We start from the raw sequence: 17,878 nt of genomic DNA on the forward strand, positions 1-17,878 counted from the left end.
GTGCACGGGGTTTGTCGGCACTTTCTCCGCCGCGGTTCACACGGTGCGGCCCGCTCCGCTCGCGCCGCGAGATGGCTCTACGAGGCGGGTCGCTTCCGGATCAGGAATTTCTGCATGCCCTCGAGCACCAGCTCCTTGCGCTGGTTGAACACGGTGCTCCGCAGCGTCACGGAACCCGTCGTGCGGCCCGGCACCAGTTCGGTGACCTCGAGCGCGGGATAGATGGTGTCGTCGGCATACACCGGTTTGAGGAACCGGCTCGACTGCTCGAGGAAGCCGACCAGGGATTCCTCCACCATGAACGGAAACAGGCCGGCGCCGGGCGCGGTGTGGATCAGGGTCTGGAAGCCGTGCGCGAGCAAATGCGGCATGCCGCGGCTGCGGCAATATTCCACGTCATAGTGGACGGGATGGGTGTCGCCGCTCGCGGTCTGGAAGGCCGCGAACACCGCGGTGGTCTGGGTGCGGCTCGGCAGCACGAAGCGCTCGCCGACCACGAAATCCTCAAACCAGCGTTGCGCGGTGATCATGCGGTGCCGGGCCGGGTCGAAGTCGGTCATGTCTTAGCTCTTTCTTGGCTCTTTCTTGGCTCTCTGCTCGTGGTCGGCCTATCGCTACCGCGCCGCGAAGAGTGCGACAATCCGTTCAATTCGGCTTGCGCGGGCTTGTCGCGGCGGCTGACGTCATTAAAACGACCGCAAGCGGCTCTAGTCGCTGATTTTCCGCGCTCTCTCCGCCGGTCATTGCGAGGAGCGTAGCGACGAAGCAATCCAGACTGCCGCTGTTGAGACAGTCTGGATTGCTTCGCTTCGCTCGCAATGACGAGCCCCCGAACTCACGCCGGATCGATGCCCTTCTTCAAGAACCTTTCCGCCTATGACGAGCGCTCGGCGCGGCTGGCCGGCATCGCCCTCATGGTGCTGTCGATCTTCATGTTCTCGTTCGGCGACGCCATGGGCAAGTTCCTGGTCGGGACGTATTCGGTGGGGCAGCTCCTGTTCCTGCGCGCCTGCGCGGCGCTGCTGCTGCTGGCGCCGATGATCTGGAAGCAGCGTCACCAGTTCCTGCATCTGGAGCGGCCGCGCTTGCAGCTCTTTCGCGTCGTGCTGTCGACGCTGGAGGTGGCCGCCTTCTTCCTCGCCACCGTCTATCTGCCGCTCGCCGACGTCATCACCTACTACCTCGCCGGTCCCATCTTCGTCACTGCGATGTCGGCGATCTTCCTGGGCGAGAAGGTCGGCTGGCGGCGCTGGACTGCGATCCTGATCGGCTTCTGCGGCGTGCTGATCGCGCTGCGGCCGTCGGCGCAGACCGTGAGTCTGCCGGCGCTGATCGCGCTCGGCGGCAGCCTGTCGTTCGCAACCCTGATGCTGATCACGCGCAGCCTGCGCAAGACGCCTGATATCGTGATGGCGTCCTCGCAATTCATCGGCACGTTTTCGCTGGGCGCGGTGCTGTCGGCATTCCACTGGGTGCCGCCGACGCCGGGCAGCCTCGTGTTCTTCGCGCTGGCGGGGCTGATTTCGGTGACCGCGCTGTTCTGCGTCAACCGCTCGCTCAAGCTCGCGCCGGCGAGCGTCGTGGTGCCGTATCAATATTCGATGATCGTCTGGGCCGTGATCTTCGGCTTCGTCGTGTTCGGCGATGTGCCGTCGATCGCCACCATCGTCGGCGCCGCGATCATCATCGGCGCCGGGTTCTACATCTATTTGCGTGAGCGCGATCTCGGCCGCCCGAACGCGGACGTGAATTCGCCGGTGTAGCGTCGTCCCGGGGCGCGCGCAGCGCGAGCCCGGGACGACAGTTGTCGCTACCTCATCCGCCGTGCACTGCTCCAGCTCTTCAGCGACGACCAGACGCCGCGTGAGAGGCGGAAGCAGTCGACCGGCGTGGAGGAGCCGAGCGCGAGGAAGCGGTGCAGCTGCACGCCGCTCCACTGGAAGCCGCACTTCTCCAGCACCTTGCGCGAGGACGGATTGGTGACGCGCGCGCCGGCATAGAGATGGTCGTCGTCGAACTCCTCGAAGAAGAAGTCGATCGCGCCGCGCGCGGCCTCGGTGGCATAGCCCCGGCCCCAATGCTCGACGCCGAGCCAGTAGCCGAGCTCGGCATTGCCTGATGTGGAGCAGTCGATGCCGACCATGCCGACCGGCCCGCTGTCATGCTCGATCAGGAACACGGTCTCGCTGCCGAGCGTGGCGGTGGCGCGAACGAACTCGACGGCGTCGTCCTGCGAATAGGGATGGGGGAGGCGACGGGTGTTTTCCGCCACGCGGCGGTCGTTGGCGAGGTTTGCGATGGTCCTGACGTCGGCGAGGGTCGGCCGCCGCAAGGTCAGCCGCTCGGTGGCGACGACGCTCGGTCTCGCCTCCCGCAAGGTCACGCTCGAGAAATCCTGCAACATGTCCGGCTCCGTCAAAGTCACTAAGCGAAAAGTGAATTCGTCAAACGAAAGGGGAGGCCGGTTTCCCTGCCTCCCCTGGAGCCTTCGATCTCTATGATCTCTGGACTCCGCCGGTTTGGTCAAGGACCCGGCGGACTCCAAATTGATCCACCGTCTTATTCGGCCGCCTCTGCAAGCGGGAGCACCGATACGAAGGTGCGGCCGTTGGCTTTAGCCTGGAACGTGACGCGACCCTCGATCTTGGCGAACAGAGTGTGGTCCGTGCCCATGCCGACATTGAGGCCGGGGTGCCAGGTGGTGCCGCGCTGACGCGCAATGATGTTGCCGGGAATCACAACTTCCCCGCCGAACGCCTTGATGCCGAGGCGCTTACCCTTGGAATCGCGACCGTTGCGCGATGAACCGCCTGCTTTTTTGTGAGCCATGGCTCGTCTCCGAAATCCTGCGTAGTTCTAGGTCAATTCCTTGACGGAATCATTTCAAAACGTCGCACGCATCAATTCGTGAATTGGCGTGATCGGTTTCCGTTACTCGGCGGCTTCCGCTGCCGGCTCCTTGGCCACCTTCTCCTTCTTCGGACGCGGGCCCTTGGTGGGCTTGGCATTGTCCGTCAGGATTTCGGAGACGCGCAGAACCGTAATCTCGTCGCGATAACCGCGCTTGCGGCGCGAATTCTTGCGGCGGCGCTTCTTGAACGCGATGACCTTGGGGCCGCGCTTGTGGTCGAGCACCTCGACCGCAACGGAGGCACCCGCCACCGTCGGAATGCCCAGAACCGGCGTGTCGCCGCCGACCACCAGAACTTCGCTCAGCTGGATGATCGTGCCAACTTCGCCTTCGATCTTGCCTACTTCGAGAACATCATCCGGCACGACGCGGTATTGCTTGCCGCCGGTTTTGATGACTGCGAACATCGTTTTTTCTCCGTGTTCAATCCCGGCCTCGGGACGAAATCGTCCGGGCCGGCTTTTTGGTCAGTCGCTATGGGTTTATGCGAGTTTTGTGCGGGTGGGATTTATCCCATTGAAAACCCACGCAAAAACAAGCGGCGCGAGAAACGCCCCGCGCCGGTTGTGGGACTTATAGTCGCCGCCTGCGAAGAGTCAAGGAAAACTGCCGAAAAGGGCCCGGATTTGAAGGATTTGGGTCCCATCCGCGGAGCCGCAGCGAATCTCGACCCGCGCTGCAACCAACGGGTTCCCCCGCCGTTAGTCCCGCCGAAGAAGCAAGCGGGCAAGGGCCACCCATGGCAACAGACGAGCTGGTCAAGACGACCACGGGCATTGCCCATCACGGCGCCGAGCGGCTGCCGTCGGTGGATGTCGACAGTTTCAACATCGAGATGAAGGACGAGGACGGCTACCTCGGCGACCGCGCCAGCAAGGGCGCGTTCCGCGAGATTCTCGACCGCTGGCGCAAGCCGCTGCGCAAAACGGGGGAGGACCCGTTCGGAAAGGAGCCGTCGGAAAACATCAGCAAGAAAACGCTGGATGCCATCCTGGTCGGCGACGACACCGAAGCCTCGGCCGTGGTGCACAGCGCGATCGAGGACTTTGCCCAGGAGCTGGCCTATGTCACGCGCCGCTTCTTGAAGACAAAAGCCTGGGCCAAGACCGAGCGCATCGTGGTCGGCGGCGGCTTTCGCGATTCACGGCTCGGCGAGCTCGCGATCGCGCGCACCGACATCATCCTCAAGGCCGAGGACTTCAAGATCGACCTGGTGCCGATCCGCCATCATCCCGACGAGGCCGGCCTGATCGGCACGCTGCATCTGGCGCCGTCATGGATTTTCGAGGCCCATGACAGCATTCTCGCGGTCGATATCGGCGGCACCAATATCCGCTGCGGCCTCGTAGAAACCAGCTGGAAAAAGGCCAAGGATCTGTCGAAGGCCAAGGTCGTGAAATCCGAGCTGTGGCGTCACGCCGACGACGAGCCGACGCGCGAAGGCGCGGTGAAGCGGCTCACGAAGATGCTGAAAGGACTGATCACTGAAGCCGAGAACGAGGGCTTCAAGCTCGCGCCCTTCATCGGCATCGCCTGTCCCGGCGTGATCAACGAGGATGGCTCGATCGAAAAGGGCGCGCAGAACCTGCCCGGCAATTGGGAGAGCAGCAAGTTCAACCTGCCGGCGAGTTTGATCGAGGGCATCCCCGCGATCGGCGAGCACGACACCGCGATCCTGATGCACAATGACGGCGTGGTTCAGGGTCTCTCGGAAGTGCCGTTCATGCAGGATGTCGAGCGCTGGGGCGTGCTCACCATCGGCACCGGCCTCGGCAATGCCCGCTTCACCAACCGCCGCAAGGAGAGCGGCAACGGCAAGGACGTTTCGGAGAACGGGAAGAAAAAGAGCAAGGAAAACAACAAGAACGACAAGGAGTAACCTTGACTGGTTAGGTTAAGGAGCGGTTTACGTTGCGGCGCGGCGGCTGCACGCTAGGGTCGAATCGTCGTCTCAACCTGGCCGGCGAAGCCGCCCTTCCCAGCCAGTATTTCAATGAGCGGCACCGGGACCGCCAGTGTTTACCGCGTCTGGCGGTCCCACCCCGTTTTTCGGGATGTCAGCTCCAGCCGATCCGCTGAAAGAATGCGGCGATTTCCTTGGCTGCGCGATCCGGATCCTCGCGATGCGGGAAGTGTCCGACGTCTGGAAACATCGCAACGTCGACATTGCCGAACGTCTCGCCGAGCCGGTCGGTCCAGGCATAGGGAAACAGTGGATCGTGCTCGGCCCAGCGCACGCAGGTCGGCACGTTGATTGGCGGGAGCTGCGGTGCTTCGCCCTTCATCATCGCGACACGCCCGGCATGCGAGGCGCGATAATGCGCAAAGCCGCCGGCGAGATTGCCCTCCTTGAAGAAATTTTCGGCGAAGGCGTCGAGGACATCGTCGAAGGCGTGCTTGCGATGCGCCCATCCCTTCAGGAAGTGGGAGATGTAAAGCCGGCAGCTCTCGCGGCTCGCACCGACCAGCGCAGGCGCCATCTCCATCTGGTGGAAGGACTGGTACCAGATGTGGTTGAGTCTATCAGGCGCCGCCATGCGCGGCCCGATCCCGGGATAGACGAAATCGAAGAAGAACAGGCCCGCCAGCCGGTCGGGCGCCTGCCGGGCCAAAGGCTGCATCACCGCGCCGCCGACATCATGGCCGACGACCCCGAATCGCGCGATGCCGAGGGCGTCCATCAGCGCCAGCATGTCCGCCGCATGGCCGTCCGGCCCATAAGGCCCATCCGGCTTGTCGCTGTCGCCGAAGCCGCGCAGATCGGGCGCTACAAGCATGAATCGGTCCGAAAGCCGCGCCATGACCGGCTTCCAGGTCAGCCAGAATTCCGGCCAACCATGCAGCAAAAGCAGCGGTTTTCCGGTCCCAGCGCGGACCACGTGGAATTTGGCGCCATTGGCGGCGATCGTCAGGTGCTCCATGGCAGTTCCTCCCGGCCAAAGCGTTTTGAAGCGAAGCGGACGCCGGTTCGCGTCAAGAAAACGCGTCAAATCAGAATCTGGAGCCCGTTCCGATCCTGTCGGAACGGGCTCTAGCTGGTGCGGGGCTGAAAGAGGCAGCGGATTTTTTCCCCTTTCGCGCCTTGTCTGGCCCGCCATCCTCGCCTATTAACGCCCCCAACCACAGGGGCCTGCCCCTTCATGGCGCCTTCAGGAGAGGTGGCAGAGTGGTTGAATGCACCGCACTCGAAATGCGGCATAGGTGCAAGCCTATCGGGGGTTCGAATCCCTCCCTCTCCGCCATATAGTCAGCCGCCAGAGACAGCCTCTCCGCATCGCAGCACCTTCTGTTGTCGTCCCCGGTCGGGCCGCAATCCGACACCGCACTTGCGACAGGCCGCCAAGCTTCTTCACAATGACCTCGCGACGCCCCCCGCCCGAGGTTCTCCCCGATGACGGCCAAAATCGATCTCCTGACGCTGCAGCTATTCGTGGCGATCGTCGAGGAGCAGAGCATCGCGAAGGCGGCGGAGAAGAAGAACATCGCCGCGTCTGCGGTCAGCCGCCGCATCTCTGATATCGAGGACCGTTTCCAGGTCGAGCTGCTGCATCGTCATTCCAAGGGGATCGAGCCGACGCCGGCCGGGTTTGCCCTGCTCGAGCACGCCCGCATCATCCTCGGCAATTTGAGCAGGCTCGAGACCGAGCTGACGGGGTACCGGCAGGGCACGCGCGGGCTGATCCGGGTCTGTGCCAACAAGTCCGCGATCCTCGAATTCCTGGCGGACGAGCTCAGCCTGTTCCTGGAACGGCATCCGCTGGTCCGCATCGACATCGAGGAGGATCTCAGCCCCGCGATCGTGCGTGCGGTGGTCGAGAACCGGGCCGATATCGGCATTTTCGGCGGCAACATCGACGGGCAGGATCTCGAATTGCTGTCCTATCGCAGCGACAGCCTGGTCGCGCTGGTCACGCGCGATCATCCGCTGGCCGGTCGCGGCAATGTTCGCTTCCGCGATCTGGTCGATTTCGACTTCGTCAGCCTGGAGAAGGGCAGCTCGATCGAGACGCTGTGCGTCGGGGCCGCCGCAGCGCTCGGGCAGCACCTCAAGGTGCGCGTCCGCGTCAGCAGCTTCGATGCGCTGTTCCGCGTCATCGATGCCAGGATGGGGGTCGGCGTCGTGCCGCTGGAGATCGTCCAGGGCCGCTATGGCGTCGACAGCCTCGTCACCGTGCCGCTCGACGAGCCGTGGGCATCGCGCAAGCTCGTCATGGGCGTGCGCGATTACAATTCGCTGCCGCCGGTCACAAAGCTGCTGGTCGACCATTTGCGGATCCATGACGATGCGCGTCTCACCACGGACGGCGTCTCCGACCGGCTGACGATCGTGCGGGGCCGAGGTTAGCCGGCGCGCCAAGGCCCGCGCCAAGGCCAGCACAAAGTCCAGCCATCGCGTGGCGCGATGGCCCGCTGCCCAACCGTCACTGCACTTTTCCGGAACGGACTTTTATCCTGCTTCCCAACATCGCTGTCGATCGGCATGATCGGCGGCCATACGGCACGTCAGATGCCGAAACATGGGAGGACGGATCGTGGACACGCGTGGTCGCACGCTGCTGGCCAAAATCTGGGACCAGCATGTCATCGCGGAGGTCAGCGATGACACCGATCTGCTTCATGTCGATCGCCATCTGCTGCATGACCTCGGCGGCTCGCGCGGGCTGATCGACCTCAAAAGCCGCAACCTTCCGGTCCATAATCCCGAACTGACCTTCGCGACGCCGGATCATGCGATTTCGACGGCGTCCGGGCGTGCCGGCACCATCAAGACCGGGCAGGAACTGCTGGCGGCGTTGCGGGTCGAGACGTCGGCCAGCGGCATTCAGTTGTTCGACATCGACCAGCCCGGGCAGGGCATCGTCCATGTCATCGGTCCCGAGCTTGGTCTCAGCCTGCCCGGCTGCCTGATCGTCTGCGGCGACAGCCATACCTGCACCCATGGCGGGCTCGGCGCGCTCGCCTTCGGCATCGGCTCCAGCGAGCTCACGCACGTGCTGGCGACCCAGACCATCATCCAACGCCGGCCCAGGACGATGCGCGTGACGTTCGACGGCAAACTGCCGTTCGGTGTGACGGCGAAGGATCTCATCCTTGCCTTGATCGGCCATATCGGCGCCGCCGGCGGCACCGGTTATGCCGTCGAATATGCCGGCAGTGCGATCAGGGACATGCCGATCGAAGGCCGGCTCACCATCTGCAATCTGTCGGTCGAGCTCGGCGCCAAGATGGGCCTGATCGCGCCGGACGACACGACGTTTGCGTATATCCGCGGCCGCCCCTATGCGCCGCAAGGCGAGATGTGGGACCGGGCCGTCGCGGCGTGGCGGACGCTTCGCAGCGACAGCGACGCAATGTTCGATCGCGAGGTGTCGATCGACGTCACAACCATCATCCCGCAGATCACCTGGGGCACCAGTCCGGAGCATGTCCTCGGCGTCGACGGCCGCATCCCTGATCCCGCCGACATTGCCGATCCCGCGCGCCGCGGCGCGATCGAGATCGCGCTCGACTATATGGGTCTCAAGCCGGGCGCGCCGATCGCGGGCACACCGGTGGATTGGGTCTTCATCGGCTCCTGCACCAACAGTCGCCTCAGCGATCTCAGAGCCGCGGCCGAGGTCGCGCGCGGCCGCAAGGTGGCGCCGGGCGTGCGGGCCTGGGTCGTGCCGGGTTCGGAGACTGTCAAACGCGATGCGGTCGCGGAGGGGCTCGACAGGATCTTCATCGACGCGGGCTTCGAATGGCGCGAGCCCGGATGCTCGATGTGCCTTGCGGCGAACGGCGAAACCGTGCCGCCGGGCCAGCGCTCGGTGTCGACGTCGAACCGGAATTTCATCGGCCGGCAAGGACCGCGTGCCCGCACCCATCTGGCGAGCCCGGCCATGGCCGTGGCGGCGGCGGTGTCCGGCGCCATCGCCGATGTCCGAATGCTGGAGAGGTAGATGGCGCAGCCCTTCACCCAGCTGACGGCGACAGCCGCGCCGATCATGCGCACCAATGTCGATACGGACGTCATTATCAGCATCAACCGCATGATCGGGAATTCCGTCCGCGGCAGTCTCGGCAAATGGGCGTTCGGTTCGCTCCGCTATCTGCCCGATGGTTCGGACAATCCCGCGTTCATCCTGAACCGCGAGCCATATCGCGCGGCGGAGATCCTGGTGACGGGTCCGAATTTCGGCTGCGGCTCGTCGCGCGAGGCGGCGGTGTGGGCGCTTCAGGAAATGGGGATCCGCGCCATCATCGGATCCGGCTTCGGCGACATCTTCTTCGCCAATTGCTTCCAGAACGGCATTCTGCCGGTGGTGCTGGACAAGGCCGTCATCGACAGCCTTTCCGCGGAGATCGAGGCGAGCCAGGGCGCGGGACGCCTCAGTGTCGATCTGCAGGAGCAGACGGTCACCTCGCCGTCGGGGACAAGGCACAGTTTCGAGATCGATCCGCGCCGGCGCGCGGGTTTGCTCGAGGGGCTCGACGAGATTTCGCTGACGCTGCGGCGGGATCAGGAGATCCGCGCCTTCCAGGCATCCGACCGCACCGCGCGGCCGTGGATTCATTTTGCAGGACAACAGGCATGAACACGCTCTCGAACATGATCAAGGTGGCTGTGGTCGGTGGTGAAGGCATCGGCCCTGAAGTGACCGACCAGTCCCATCGCATTCTCAAATGGTTCTCGGCCCGGCGCGGCGTTCCCGTGGCGCTGCGCGAGGCGCAATACGGACTGATCCCCTATCTCGCGCAGGGCAAGGTGTTGCCGGATGACACCGTCGAGGCAATGGAGGAGGCTGACGCGATCCTCTGGGGTGCGACGGGCGGCCCGGAGACCACAGAGGTTCCTCCTGCCGCGCGCAAGGCGGGAAGCCTGCTGTCGCTGCGCAGCAAGTACGATCTCTATGCGAATCTCCGGCCCATCGTCGCCAACCCGGCACTGGCGGATTCCGCGCCGTTGAAGGCGTCGGTGTTGAAAGACGTCGACTTCATCATCATCCGCGAGCTCACCAGCGGCATCTATTTCGGCGAGCCGCGCGGCATCGAAACGCTGCCGGACGGCCAGCGCCGCGGCTTCAATACCCAGCAATACACCACCAGCCAGATCCGCCGGGTGGCGCGAACCGCGTTCGAGCTGGCGCGGACGCGCAAGGGCCGGGTCTGCTCGGTCGACAAGGCCAATGTGCTGGAGACCAGCGTGCTGTGGCGCGAGGAGGTCACGGCGCTGCATCAAGCCGAATTCTCCGATGTGGAGCTGACGCACCTCTACGTCGATAATGCTGCGATGCAGATCGTGCGGGCGCCGTCGCAATTCGACGTCATGGTGACCTGCAATATTTTTGGCGACATCCTCTCCGATTGTGCGGCGATGGCATCCGGCTCGCTCGGCATGCTGCCGTCGGTCTCGCTCGGGCCGCCGGACCGGCTGGGGCGTCGCAAGGCGCTCTATGAGCCGGTTCATGGCAGCGCGCCTGACATTGCGGGCAAGGGCATCGCCAACCCGCTCGGTTCGATTCTCAGCGTCGCAATGATGTTGCGCATCACCCTCAATCGGCCCGATGATGCCACGCTGCTGGAGAAGGCCGTGGATACGGCCCTCGCTGGTGGCGCAAGAACGGCCGATATCGCCGAACCCGGTGCAAAAAGACTGTCGACCCAGGAGATGGGCGATGCGGTGCTGAACGCGCTCGACAAGGTGGTCGACAAGGAGAGGGAGCACGCGTGATGGGGACCAGGATCACCAGACGGTCCGCGCTGACGATCGTCGCCGGCGCGGGTGCCTCCATGGCGGCAGGGCGGGCGTGGGCGGATACCCCCTCCGGCCGCGTGATCTATCCGGTAGCCATTCCGGTCTACCAGTCCCAATTCGTCGCCGACCGGGTCGGCTTCTTCAAGGATGCCGGCCTCGACTGCAGGCTGATCCAGGGCGGCAGCGGCGTGAAGACGCGCGAGATCATTGCTTCCTCCCAGGGCGATATCGGCATCGGCGACATCACCCACCCGATGCAGCTCAGCAATCACGGCCGTAGCGCGCGCGTCCTGATGCCGGTCGATACCCGCAGCAACGCCGCGATCTTCATCATCCGCAAGGACCTGTTCGATCAGGGCATCACCACGCTCGAGGCTTTGGCGAAGTGGAAGCGGCCCGACGGACGCAAGCCGATCGTCTCGGTGTCGTCGCTGGGCGGCACCAATCATGTCTGGGCCTCCTACTACATGGAAACCATGGGACTGGACGACAAGGTGACCTGGATCGGCACCGGCAATGTCGACACCATGATGGGCACGTTGAAAACGAAACAGGTCGATGTCCTCATCAACTCGCCTTCGATCCTGAAGGATTCGGTCGAACAGGGCTGGGGCGCACTGCTGTTCGATGGAACGGACGAGGCGGTCTGGGCCAAATATATCGGCGGCAAGGTCCCGGTGACGTCGCATTTCACGCTGCAGTCGAGCATCGACAAGGACCCTCAGAAGATGCAGGCGTTCGTCACGGCGCTGTGGCGCGCTACCCAGTGGATCAAGGGACACTCTCCCGAAGAGATCTACGATGCGATCGAGCCTTATGTCGGAAGCACCTCGCGCGATGCGAACCTTTTCGACATCGGCGTCATGAAGAAGGTCACCGACTACGACTGCATCATCGATGCCGAGAGCTTTGCGCGCGGCCAGAAGGTCTGGTTCCGAGAAATGACCGGCATCAAGCCGCTCGCGATGGCTGACGTCGTCAACACCAGCTTCATCGAAGCGGCGCGCAAGGCCTATCCGGCTTGAGCGTGCAGGCATTACACGCGCCGCAGGCTGACGCGTCGCCCGAGACGCAGCGCATCGACGTGCGCGGATTGTGCAAGACCTTCCAGTTGGCGGGCACCGCCATCGAGGCGGTGCGCGACGTTTCCTTCAGTGTCCGGCGCGGCGAGTTCGTCGCCCTGCTGGGGCCGTCAGGCTCGGGCAAGAGCACCGTCCTCAACATGATCGCGACACTGGTCAAGCCGACCAGTGGCCAGATCCTGATTGACGGAAAGCCCGTCGTTCACGGACAGGCGACGCCTGATGTCGGCTATGTGTTCCAGCGCGACACCCTGTTTCCCTGGCGCACTGTCGCCGACAACATCGGCTACGGCCTGCAACTGGCCGGCGTTCCAATGGCGGAGCGCAAGGAACGCATCAATGCCTGCCTGAAGCAGGCCGGGCTGCAGGATTTTGGCAACGCCTACCCTTCCGCCTTGTCGGGCGGCATGCGCCAGCGCGCAGCCCTGATGCGAACGCTGGTCGTCGAGCCGCAGGTTCTGCTGATGGACGAGCCGTTCGGCGCGCTCGACACCCACACCAAGATCGACATGCACGATGTGCTGCTGCGCATCTGGGAACGCGAGCAGCAGACCGTGCTGTTCGTGACCCACGATCTCGGCGAGGCGCTGACGCTGGCGGATCGCATCATCCTGTTTTCCGCGCGACCCGGCCGGATCAAGGAGAGTTTTGCGGTGGATTTCGCCCGCCCGCGCAATGCCGTGAAGATCCGCGAGACGCCGCGTTATGCCGAGCTGTTTCAGCTGATCTGGCACTCGCTCGGCGAGGAGTTCATCAAGGGCCGTAAGCCATGAGACGAGCGCGCCACGCGGGCAGGACGTTGGCATGGCAGGCGCTGATCTGCCTCTGCTTCCTGGCAATCTGGCAGTGGGGATACTCTCTGCACGACCGCCTTCCCTGGCTGGTGCCGGATCTGCTCGACCCCTACTTCATCTCCAGGCCTTCAGACATCTTCGAGCATTTCCTGATCCTGAGCTGCCTCAAGTCGAAGCTCGGCGTGTTCAACGGCTGGTTCAATGGCGAATTCGCGCGCTGCATGGCGCGTTCCGAGAACAATCTCTGGATCGCAACCGCGGTCACGCTGAAGAACACGTTCTTCGGCTTCGTGACCGGCGTCAGCAGCGGCTTTGCCGCGGGGCTCGTGCTGGGCCGTTCGGACCGGCTGAGCGCCATTTTCCAGCCGTTCATCACGGCGGTGAATTCGATTCCCCGTATCGCGCTGGCGCCGATCATCGTGCTGGCCTTCGGCATCGGCGACACTTCGAAGGTCGTGACCTCGTGGATCGTCGTCGTCTTCCTCGTCTTCTTCAATACGTTCGAAGGCGCGCGCTCGATCGACGAGGGCTTTGTCAATGCGGCGCGGCTGCTCGGGGCCAGCGAGTGGCAGATCACCCGCACGGTGGTCATCCCCTCGACCATGGCCTGGGTCTTCGCCTCGCTGACGCCTGCGATTTCCTTCGCCCTGATCGGGGTGATCGTCGGCGAGTTCATCGGCGCGGAACGGGGGATCGGGCGCCTGATCATCGAGTCCGAAGCGCGCGCGGAGGCCTCGGGCATGATGGTCGCCGTCATCGTCCTGATGCTGGTCGGTGTCGCGCTATCCGCGCTGATCTGGCGCCTGCAGGCCTATCTGCTGCGCTGGCAGCAGCACAATCTCGCGGAATAGCCCTGACAACAGCGCGCTGTAACGCGTCACTCAATCCAGACCGTCATCCCCGGTTCGAGCGCCTTTTGCGGGCCGTCCTGATCGAGCCGCAGGCGAAGCGTGTTGCGGTCGTGGTCGCCGACGACGCGTTCGGCCTGCCAGGTTGCGAAGACGCCGATCGGCCGGAGCTCGGTGACGATGGATTTGATGGCGGCTGCGTCACCATTGCGCAGCACGTTCACCGTCTTTCCCATCGCGAGCGCGCCGAGATGATCCTCGCGGACGTTGAACGAGAGCCATTGCTTGCCTTCGGCCTCGACCATCAGGATTGGCTGGCCGGCGCGCACATTCTCGCCGATTTCGGCGGCGATGACGCTGACCACGCCATCGGCCGGCGCGCGCAGGATCATCTTGTCGAGCCGCCGCTCCAGCACCGTGACCGCAGTGGCCGCGGCCTGCACCTGTGCATCCGCGATCGCGCGCTCTTCCCGCGTCGGGCCTGCGACTGCGGCATCGTAATTGGCCTGGGCCTGCGTCACATCGGCCCGCGCGGCCGCGACGTCGTTCTCGGCCTGGTCGAGCGCCTGCTGCGACTCGAAGCTCTGGCGCGCCAGCGTGCTGGTCCGCGTGAGCTGCGCCTGCACATAATCGAGGCGGGAGCTCGCCTTGGCGATCGCGGCCTTCAGGGAATCGACCTGCTCGCGGCGGATACCGGCATAGACGTGGTCGCGGCTCGCGACGGCCGAGCCGAGCGCTGCCCGGGCCTGATCGGCCTGCGCGGTCAATTCCACCGCCGACAGTTTTGCCAGGACGTCGCCTGCCTTCACATGGGCGCCTTTCGCGACCGCGATCGACACGAGCTGACCGTTCACCTCCGGCTCGACCCTGATCTCGGTCGCGCGCACGACACCGACGAGGGCCGGTGGCGATGCGGGGCGTCGCGTCGCGTAGACGACGGCGCCCGCGACGAGCAGGAGCGCAATCGCGCCGATGGCGGCAGGCCTAGCCTTGGACATGTCTCTGTCCTTTCCTGACGGCAAATGCCGAGATCACGGCGAGTGCGAAATAACCGAGCGCCAGGCACCACAATCCGAGCCAATCATGCGCGACGTCATGGATGCCAGCACCGAGCTGGTTGATGCGGACGATGCCGTCGATGGCGTGATCCGCGGGAAACAGCTGCCCCAGGGCCCGCGCCGCTTCCGGGATCGCTTCGCGCGGCCATGCGAAGCCCGCGGTGAAGAACTGCGGCAGGCTGGTTGCGAGCAGCAGGAGGGTCGCGTTTTCCGGCCGCGTGAACCATGCGCCGACGGCCTGCCCCATGAAGCTCGTCGCCAGCAGGAAGATGGTGGCGAGCGCAAAAACCTCCGGCAAATGGCCAAGCGTCGAGAAGCCGTAGATGCGCGGCAGCACGATGAGATAGAGCGCGAGCACCGGAAGGTAGATGGTCAGATGAGCGACGCCGCGTCCAAGCACGCCGGCGAATGCCCCTCCGGGCGAAGCCAGCGCCGTGCCGGTCAGCATCGCCGTGCCGATCAGCAGCGTCTGCTGGAGGATCAGGATGAAGGCCGCGGGCACAATGTAGCTCGCATAGCCGCCGACCGGGTTGAAGATCGGTTGCAGCAGAACGTCGGCCGGGCTCGCGCTCGCGAGCTTTGCCTTGACGAGGCTGCCGTCCGAGCGCGCGCCGCGCGAAACGAGGTCAGAGGTCAATGCGCCGATTGCCGTGGCGACGCCGCTCGCCGTCGACCTGAACATGAAGAGGTAAGTGGCATCCGCGTAGATCGGCAGGTGCGCGGTGATGCCCTTGAGCACATCGCGCTCGGTATTTTCAGGGATTTCGACGGCCGCGAAGGCCTTGCCCTGATCGATGGCGGCACGCGCCTCCGCGACGGTGCGGGTGCGAACCACCACGCTCAGCGCACCGCTCGCATCCAGATTCTCGACAATCCGCCGGCTGAGCTCGCTGAGATCATTGTCGACGACCGCGATCGGAAGCTTGCGCAGGATCTGGTTCAGATAGGGCTGCGGATAATAGATGCCGTAGACCAGCGGAGCCAGGAACAGCACGCTGAAGGCGCTTCGCAGGCTGAGCACGCGCCGCCACTCGGCGGTGAAGGCGCCGCCGACGCCGCGCGGCGCGGGAGCGGTCTCGGTCGGCTCGGCAGGCGGCGCCGCCGCAAACCATCCGCTGCGATTGAGGCTCGCCATGCGCAGCCAGGCCAGACCCGAGAAGAGTATCGCAAGGCCGGCGAGCGCGGCGAAGGGGACGGCGGATTCGGAGACGGGCAATCCCCGCGCCGCCTGTCCCAGCAGCACGGCCATGTACCAGCGTAGCGGCAGGATCGCGCTCCAGGTCTGCGCGAAAGCGTTCATGGCGATGGTGGGAAAGCCGACGCCGGCATAGCCGAACGCGGGGGACGCGATCAGGCCCGCAAGCCCAAGCCCTGAGGCGAGATCGCGCGTGAGGAGCTGCAGCAGGGCACCGAGCGAGAGGTACGCAATGATCAGGAGCGAGCCGGCCGCGATAATCAGCGGCAGGTCTCCCCTGAATGGAATCTGCAGCACGCCCTCCAGCACGAGCGGTTCGGCCAGCATGATCATGACGAAGATGAAAAACAGCGGCGCGAGCTTGCCGGCGAGCGCGACCAGCGGATCGCCGCCGGCGCTTTCGAGCCAGGCCCGCGCATCGCGGCGGCGGAATTCGGAGCCGACAGAATAGCCCGCGGCCAGCGTGATCACGACATGGATGATCGTCGGCAGCAACGCGCGCAACAGGAACTGCGCGTAGTTCTTCTGCGGATTGACCAGTGCGATGGTCTCGGCAGTGAGCGCTCCCGTTGGCGCTGCTGCAGGGGCGGCGCGCCTGGCGGGAGCCCCGGCGTTGGCTGCGGCGGAGAGTGCATCGTTCAGGCCCGATGACGCGATGCCCGCCGCCGTAAGAAACTGCTGATTATAGAATCCGACGATCTGCGGGCGCCGTTGTGCCTTCAGATCGCGTTCGAAGTCCGGCGGGATAAAGATGGCCGAGATCGCCCGGCCGGCCCTGATGTCCTGCACCGCCGACGACAGATTGCCGGAGCGGTCGGCGATCCGCAGGCTCGGCGACGCCGCGACGAATTCGGCGATCGCGCGCGATGCGTCCGACTTGTCCTCGTCGACGATGGTGACGCCGAGGCCGCGGATGACCGGATGGCTGAAGACCGCGGTGAGCACGACGAACGCGAACAGCGGCACGCCGAAGATCAGCAGCAGCGCCACACGATCGCGAAGCAGCCAGCGGCACTCGCGCTGAGCGACCAGGAGAAATCCGGGCTTGGTCGCGAGCTTCATTGCCGCGACCGCCAGTCGAGATAGGCGCTCATGCCCGGCCGCAGCTCAGGGATGGGCTGCACCGGATAGGCGCGGATCGAGAACGTCCGCAAATCGAAATCACCCGACGCGCGCGTCGCCCGCCAGCTCGCATATTCACCCTTGGTGGCAATCAGCTTGACCTCGACGGTGACGCTGCGGTCGTTGAGCGCGGGAATGCGAACGTCGAACTTATCGCCGACCTTCAGGTTCTTGATCAGATCCTCGCGCAGATCGAAATGGACCCAGACTTCGGCCAGATTGATCAGGGTCACCAGCGGCACGCCCGGCGAGACATATTCGCCCGGCTCGACGTTGCGCTGATAGACCTGCGAGGCGACGGGCGCGTAGACAACGAGCTGGTCGATGATCGATTGCACGCCCTGGATATCGGCCTCGGCCTTCTCGACATTGGCCTTGGCGATCGCGCGCTCTTCCTTGGTGTAGCCGTTGACCGCCTGCTCATAGGCGGATTTGGCCTGATCGACCGAGCGTCCGGTTTCGTGCAGCGCGTCGGTTGCCTGGTCGAGGCGGGCCTGCGGCGCGTTGCCCTGCTCGGCCAGGGTGCGGGTGCGGTCAAAAGTCTTCTGCGCCAGCACCAGCGCCGCCTGCGCACGGTCCATCTCCGCCTTTCGGGCGGCGACGACCTCGACGCGCGTGCCGACCATGATGTTCGCGAGCTGGGCGTCCGCGACAGCCTTTGCGGCCTTTACTTGCTCCTGCTTCGCCACCGTCTCCGGATTGTCGATTCGGACCAGCACGGCGTTCGCGGTGACGTTCTGGCCGCGTTCGGCCGGGATCTCCTTGACCCGTCCATCGACGCGCGCGGCGATGTCGAGCCGCGTCGCATCGACCTCGCCCTGCACCAGCAGCGGCTCCGGCCGCAGCAGATAATAGATCGAGAGTGCGGCGACGACGACGGCAACGACGGTGACGATGATCGCGGGAATGCGAGCCGAGGATTGCGCATGCTCCGGCGACGGAGTTGCCGCTTCAGGTGTGCCTTGTGGTGTGCCTTGCGTCTCGTTACCTGAGGTCGGCGCGTCCATGGCTAGCTCCCCTTCGCTCAGCGCCATGACGTGAACTATGTCGCGGCCACTAAACCCTGTCCAATCGCGATGATGTTTTTCATGGCGCGCATCGGGCGATTCGGCAATCACCACGATGATGTG

Annotated in this window: 17 protein-coding genes and 1 tRNA gene; 10 read left to right on the plus strand and 8 right to left on the minus strand. The window is 64.6% G+C overall.

Going from position 1 to position 17,878, the window contains the following annotated elements:
* Positions 1–77: 77 nt before the first annotated feature.
* A complete protein-coding gene (locus VGR99_RS29680; protein WP_326903506.1) occupies positions 78–560 on the minus strand; it encodes a MaoC family dehydratase in 483 nt (160 codons plus the stop codon).
* A 288-nt stretch (positions 561–848) separates the two neighbouring features.
* Here VGR99_RS29680 and VGR99_RS29685 point away from each other — a divergent pair, with 288 nt between their 5' ends.
* Positions 849–1,763, plus strand: coding sequence for a DMT family transporter (locus VGR99_RS29685; RefSeq protein ID WP_326903507.1), 915 nt, complete (start codon positions 849–851; stop codon positions 1,761–1,763).
* 47 nt (positions 1,764–1,810) lie between these two features.
* Here VGR99_RS29685 and VGR99_RS29690 read toward each other — a convergent pair whose 3' ends face one another.
* The 3 genes from VGR99_RS29690 to rplU form a co-directional block, all read right to left on the minus strand.
* The gene (locus tag VGR99_RS29690) at positions 1,811–2,404 is read right to left on the minus strand and encodes a GNAT family N-acetyltransferase (protein WP_326903508.1); all 594 of its coding nucleotides are present in this window, start codon (positions 2,402–2,404) and stop codon (positions 1,811–1,813) included.
* A 155-nt stretch (positions 2,405–2,559) separates the two neighbouring features.
* Entirely contained in the window at positions 2,560–2,829 is a 270-nt protein-coding gene (gene rpmA, locus VGR99_RS29695; RefSeq protein ID WP_008137923.1) for a 50S ribosomal protein L27, read from the minus strand.
* Positions 2,830–2,931: 102 nt separating this feature from the next.
* Entirely contained in the window at positions 2,932–3,318 is a 387-nt protein-coding gene (gene rplU / locus VGR99_RS29700) for a 50S ribosomal protein L21 (RefSeq protein ID WP_326903509.1), read from the minus strand.
* Between the two features lie 332 nt (positions 3,319–3,650).
* On the opposite strand from rplU, the gene VGR99_RS29705 reads away from it, so the two are divergent.
* Positions 3,651–4,790 (plus strand): ROK family protein, encoded by a 1,140-nt coding sequence (locus tag VGR99_RS29705; protein ID WP_326903510.1) that lies wholly within the window; start codon positions 3,651–3,653, stop codon positions 4,788–4,790.
* Positions 4,791–4,968: 178 nt separating this feature from the next.
* On the opposite strand, the gene VGR99_RS29710 is transcribed toward VGR99_RS29705, so the two are convergent.
* A complete protein-coding gene (locus VGR99_RS29710; RefSeq protein ID WP_326903511.1) occupies positions 4,969–5,832 on the minus strand; it encodes an alpha/beta hydrolase in 864 nt (287 codons plus the stop codon).
* Between the two features lie 231 nt (positions 5,833–6,063).
* Here VGR99_RS29710 and VGR99_RS29715 point away from each other — a divergent pair.
* From VGR99_RS29715 to VGR99_RS29750, 8 genes are all read left to right on the plus strand, one after another.
* Positions 6,064–6,153: transfer RNA gene (locus tag VGR99_RS29715), tRNA-Ser, on the plus strand.
* A 149-nt stretch (positions 6,154–6,302) separates the two neighbouring features.
* Positions 6,303–7,256, plus strand: coding sequence for a LysR family transcriptional regulator (locus VGR99_RS29720; protein ID WP_326903512.1), 954 nt, complete (start codon positions 6,303–6,305; stop codon positions 7,254–7,256).
* Between the two features lie 172 nt (positions 7,257–7,428).
* Positions 7,429–8,853: a 3-isopropylmalate dehydratase large subunit gene (leuC, locus tag VGR99_RS29725; RefSeq protein WP_414645199.1), complete on the plus strand. Its 1,425-nt coding sequence runs from the start codon at positions 7,429–7,431 to the stop codon at positions 8,851–8,853.
* Entirely contained in the window at positions 8,854–9,489 is a 636-nt protein-coding gene (gene leuD, locus VGR99_RS29730) for a 3-isopropylmalate dehydratase small subunit (RefSeq protein ID WP_326903513.1), read from the plus strand. It begins immediately after the preceding gene.
* Positions 9,486–10,625: a 3-isopropylmalate dehydrogenase gene (gene leuB / locus VGR99_RS29735; RefSeq protein WP_326903514.1), complete on the plus strand. Its 1,140-nt coding sequence runs from the start codon at positions 9,486–9,488 to the stop codon at positions 10,623–10,625. The genes leuD and leuB overlap by 4 nt, the downstream gene beginning before the upstream one ends.
* Entirely contained in the window at positions 10,625–11,674 is a 1,050-nt protein-coding gene (locus tag VGR99_RS29740; RefSeq protein WP_326903515.1) for an ABC transporter substrate-binding protein, read from the plus strand. The genes leuB and VGR99_RS29740 overlap by 1 nt, the downstream gene beginning before the upstream one ends.
* A 2-nt stretch (positions 11,675–11,676) precedes the next feature.
* Positions 11,677–12,504 carry an ABC transporter ATP-binding protein gene (locus VGR99_RS29745; RefSeq protein WP_414645200.1) on the plus strand — a complete coding sequence of 276 codons (828 nt, stop codon included), beginning with the start codon at positions 11,677–11,679 and terminating at the stop codon, positions 12,502–12,504.
* Entirely contained in the window at positions 12,501–13,376 is an 876-nt protein-coding gene (locus VGR99_RS29750) for an ABC transporter permease (protein WP_326903517.1), read from the plus strand. Before VGR99_RS29745 ends, VGR99_RS29750 begins: the two co-directional genes overlap by 4 nt.
* Positions 13,377–13,402: 26 nt before the next feature.
* On the opposite strand, the gene VGR99_RS29755 is transcribed toward VGR99_RS29750, so the two are convergent.
* The 3 genes from VGR99_RS29755 to VGR99_RS29765 are packed head-to-tail and all read right to left on the minus strand — an operon-like array spanning position 13,403 to position 17,755.
* Entirely contained in the window at positions 13,403–14,371 is a 969-nt protein-coding gene (locus VGR99_RS29755) for an HlyD family secretion protein (protein ID WP_326903518.1), read from the minus strand.
* The gene (locus VGR99_RS29760) at positions 14,358–16,688 is read right to left on the minus strand and encodes an ABC transporter permease (RefSeq protein WP_326903519.1); all 2,331 of its coding nucleotides are present in this window, start codon (positions 16,686–16,688) and stop codon (positions 14,358–14,360) included. The genes VGR99_RS29755 and VGR99_RS29760 overlap by 14 nt, the downstream gene beginning before the upstream one ends.
* Positions 16,685–17,755 (minus strand): HlyD family secretion protein, encoded by a 1,071-nt coding sequence (locus tag VGR99_RS29765; RefSeq protein ID WP_326903520.1) that lies wholly within the window; start codon positions 17,753–17,755, stop codon positions 16,685–16,687. The genes VGR99_RS29760 and VGR99_RS29765 overlap by 4 nt, the downstream gene beginning before the upstream one ends.
* Positions 17,756–17,878 lie beyond the last annotated feature (123 nt).

It is taken from the genome of Bradyrhizobium sp., assembly GCF_035935975.1.
Taxonomy (GTDB): Bacteria; Pseudomonadota; Alphaproteobacteria; order Rhizobiales; family Xanthobacteraceae; genus Bradyrhizobium.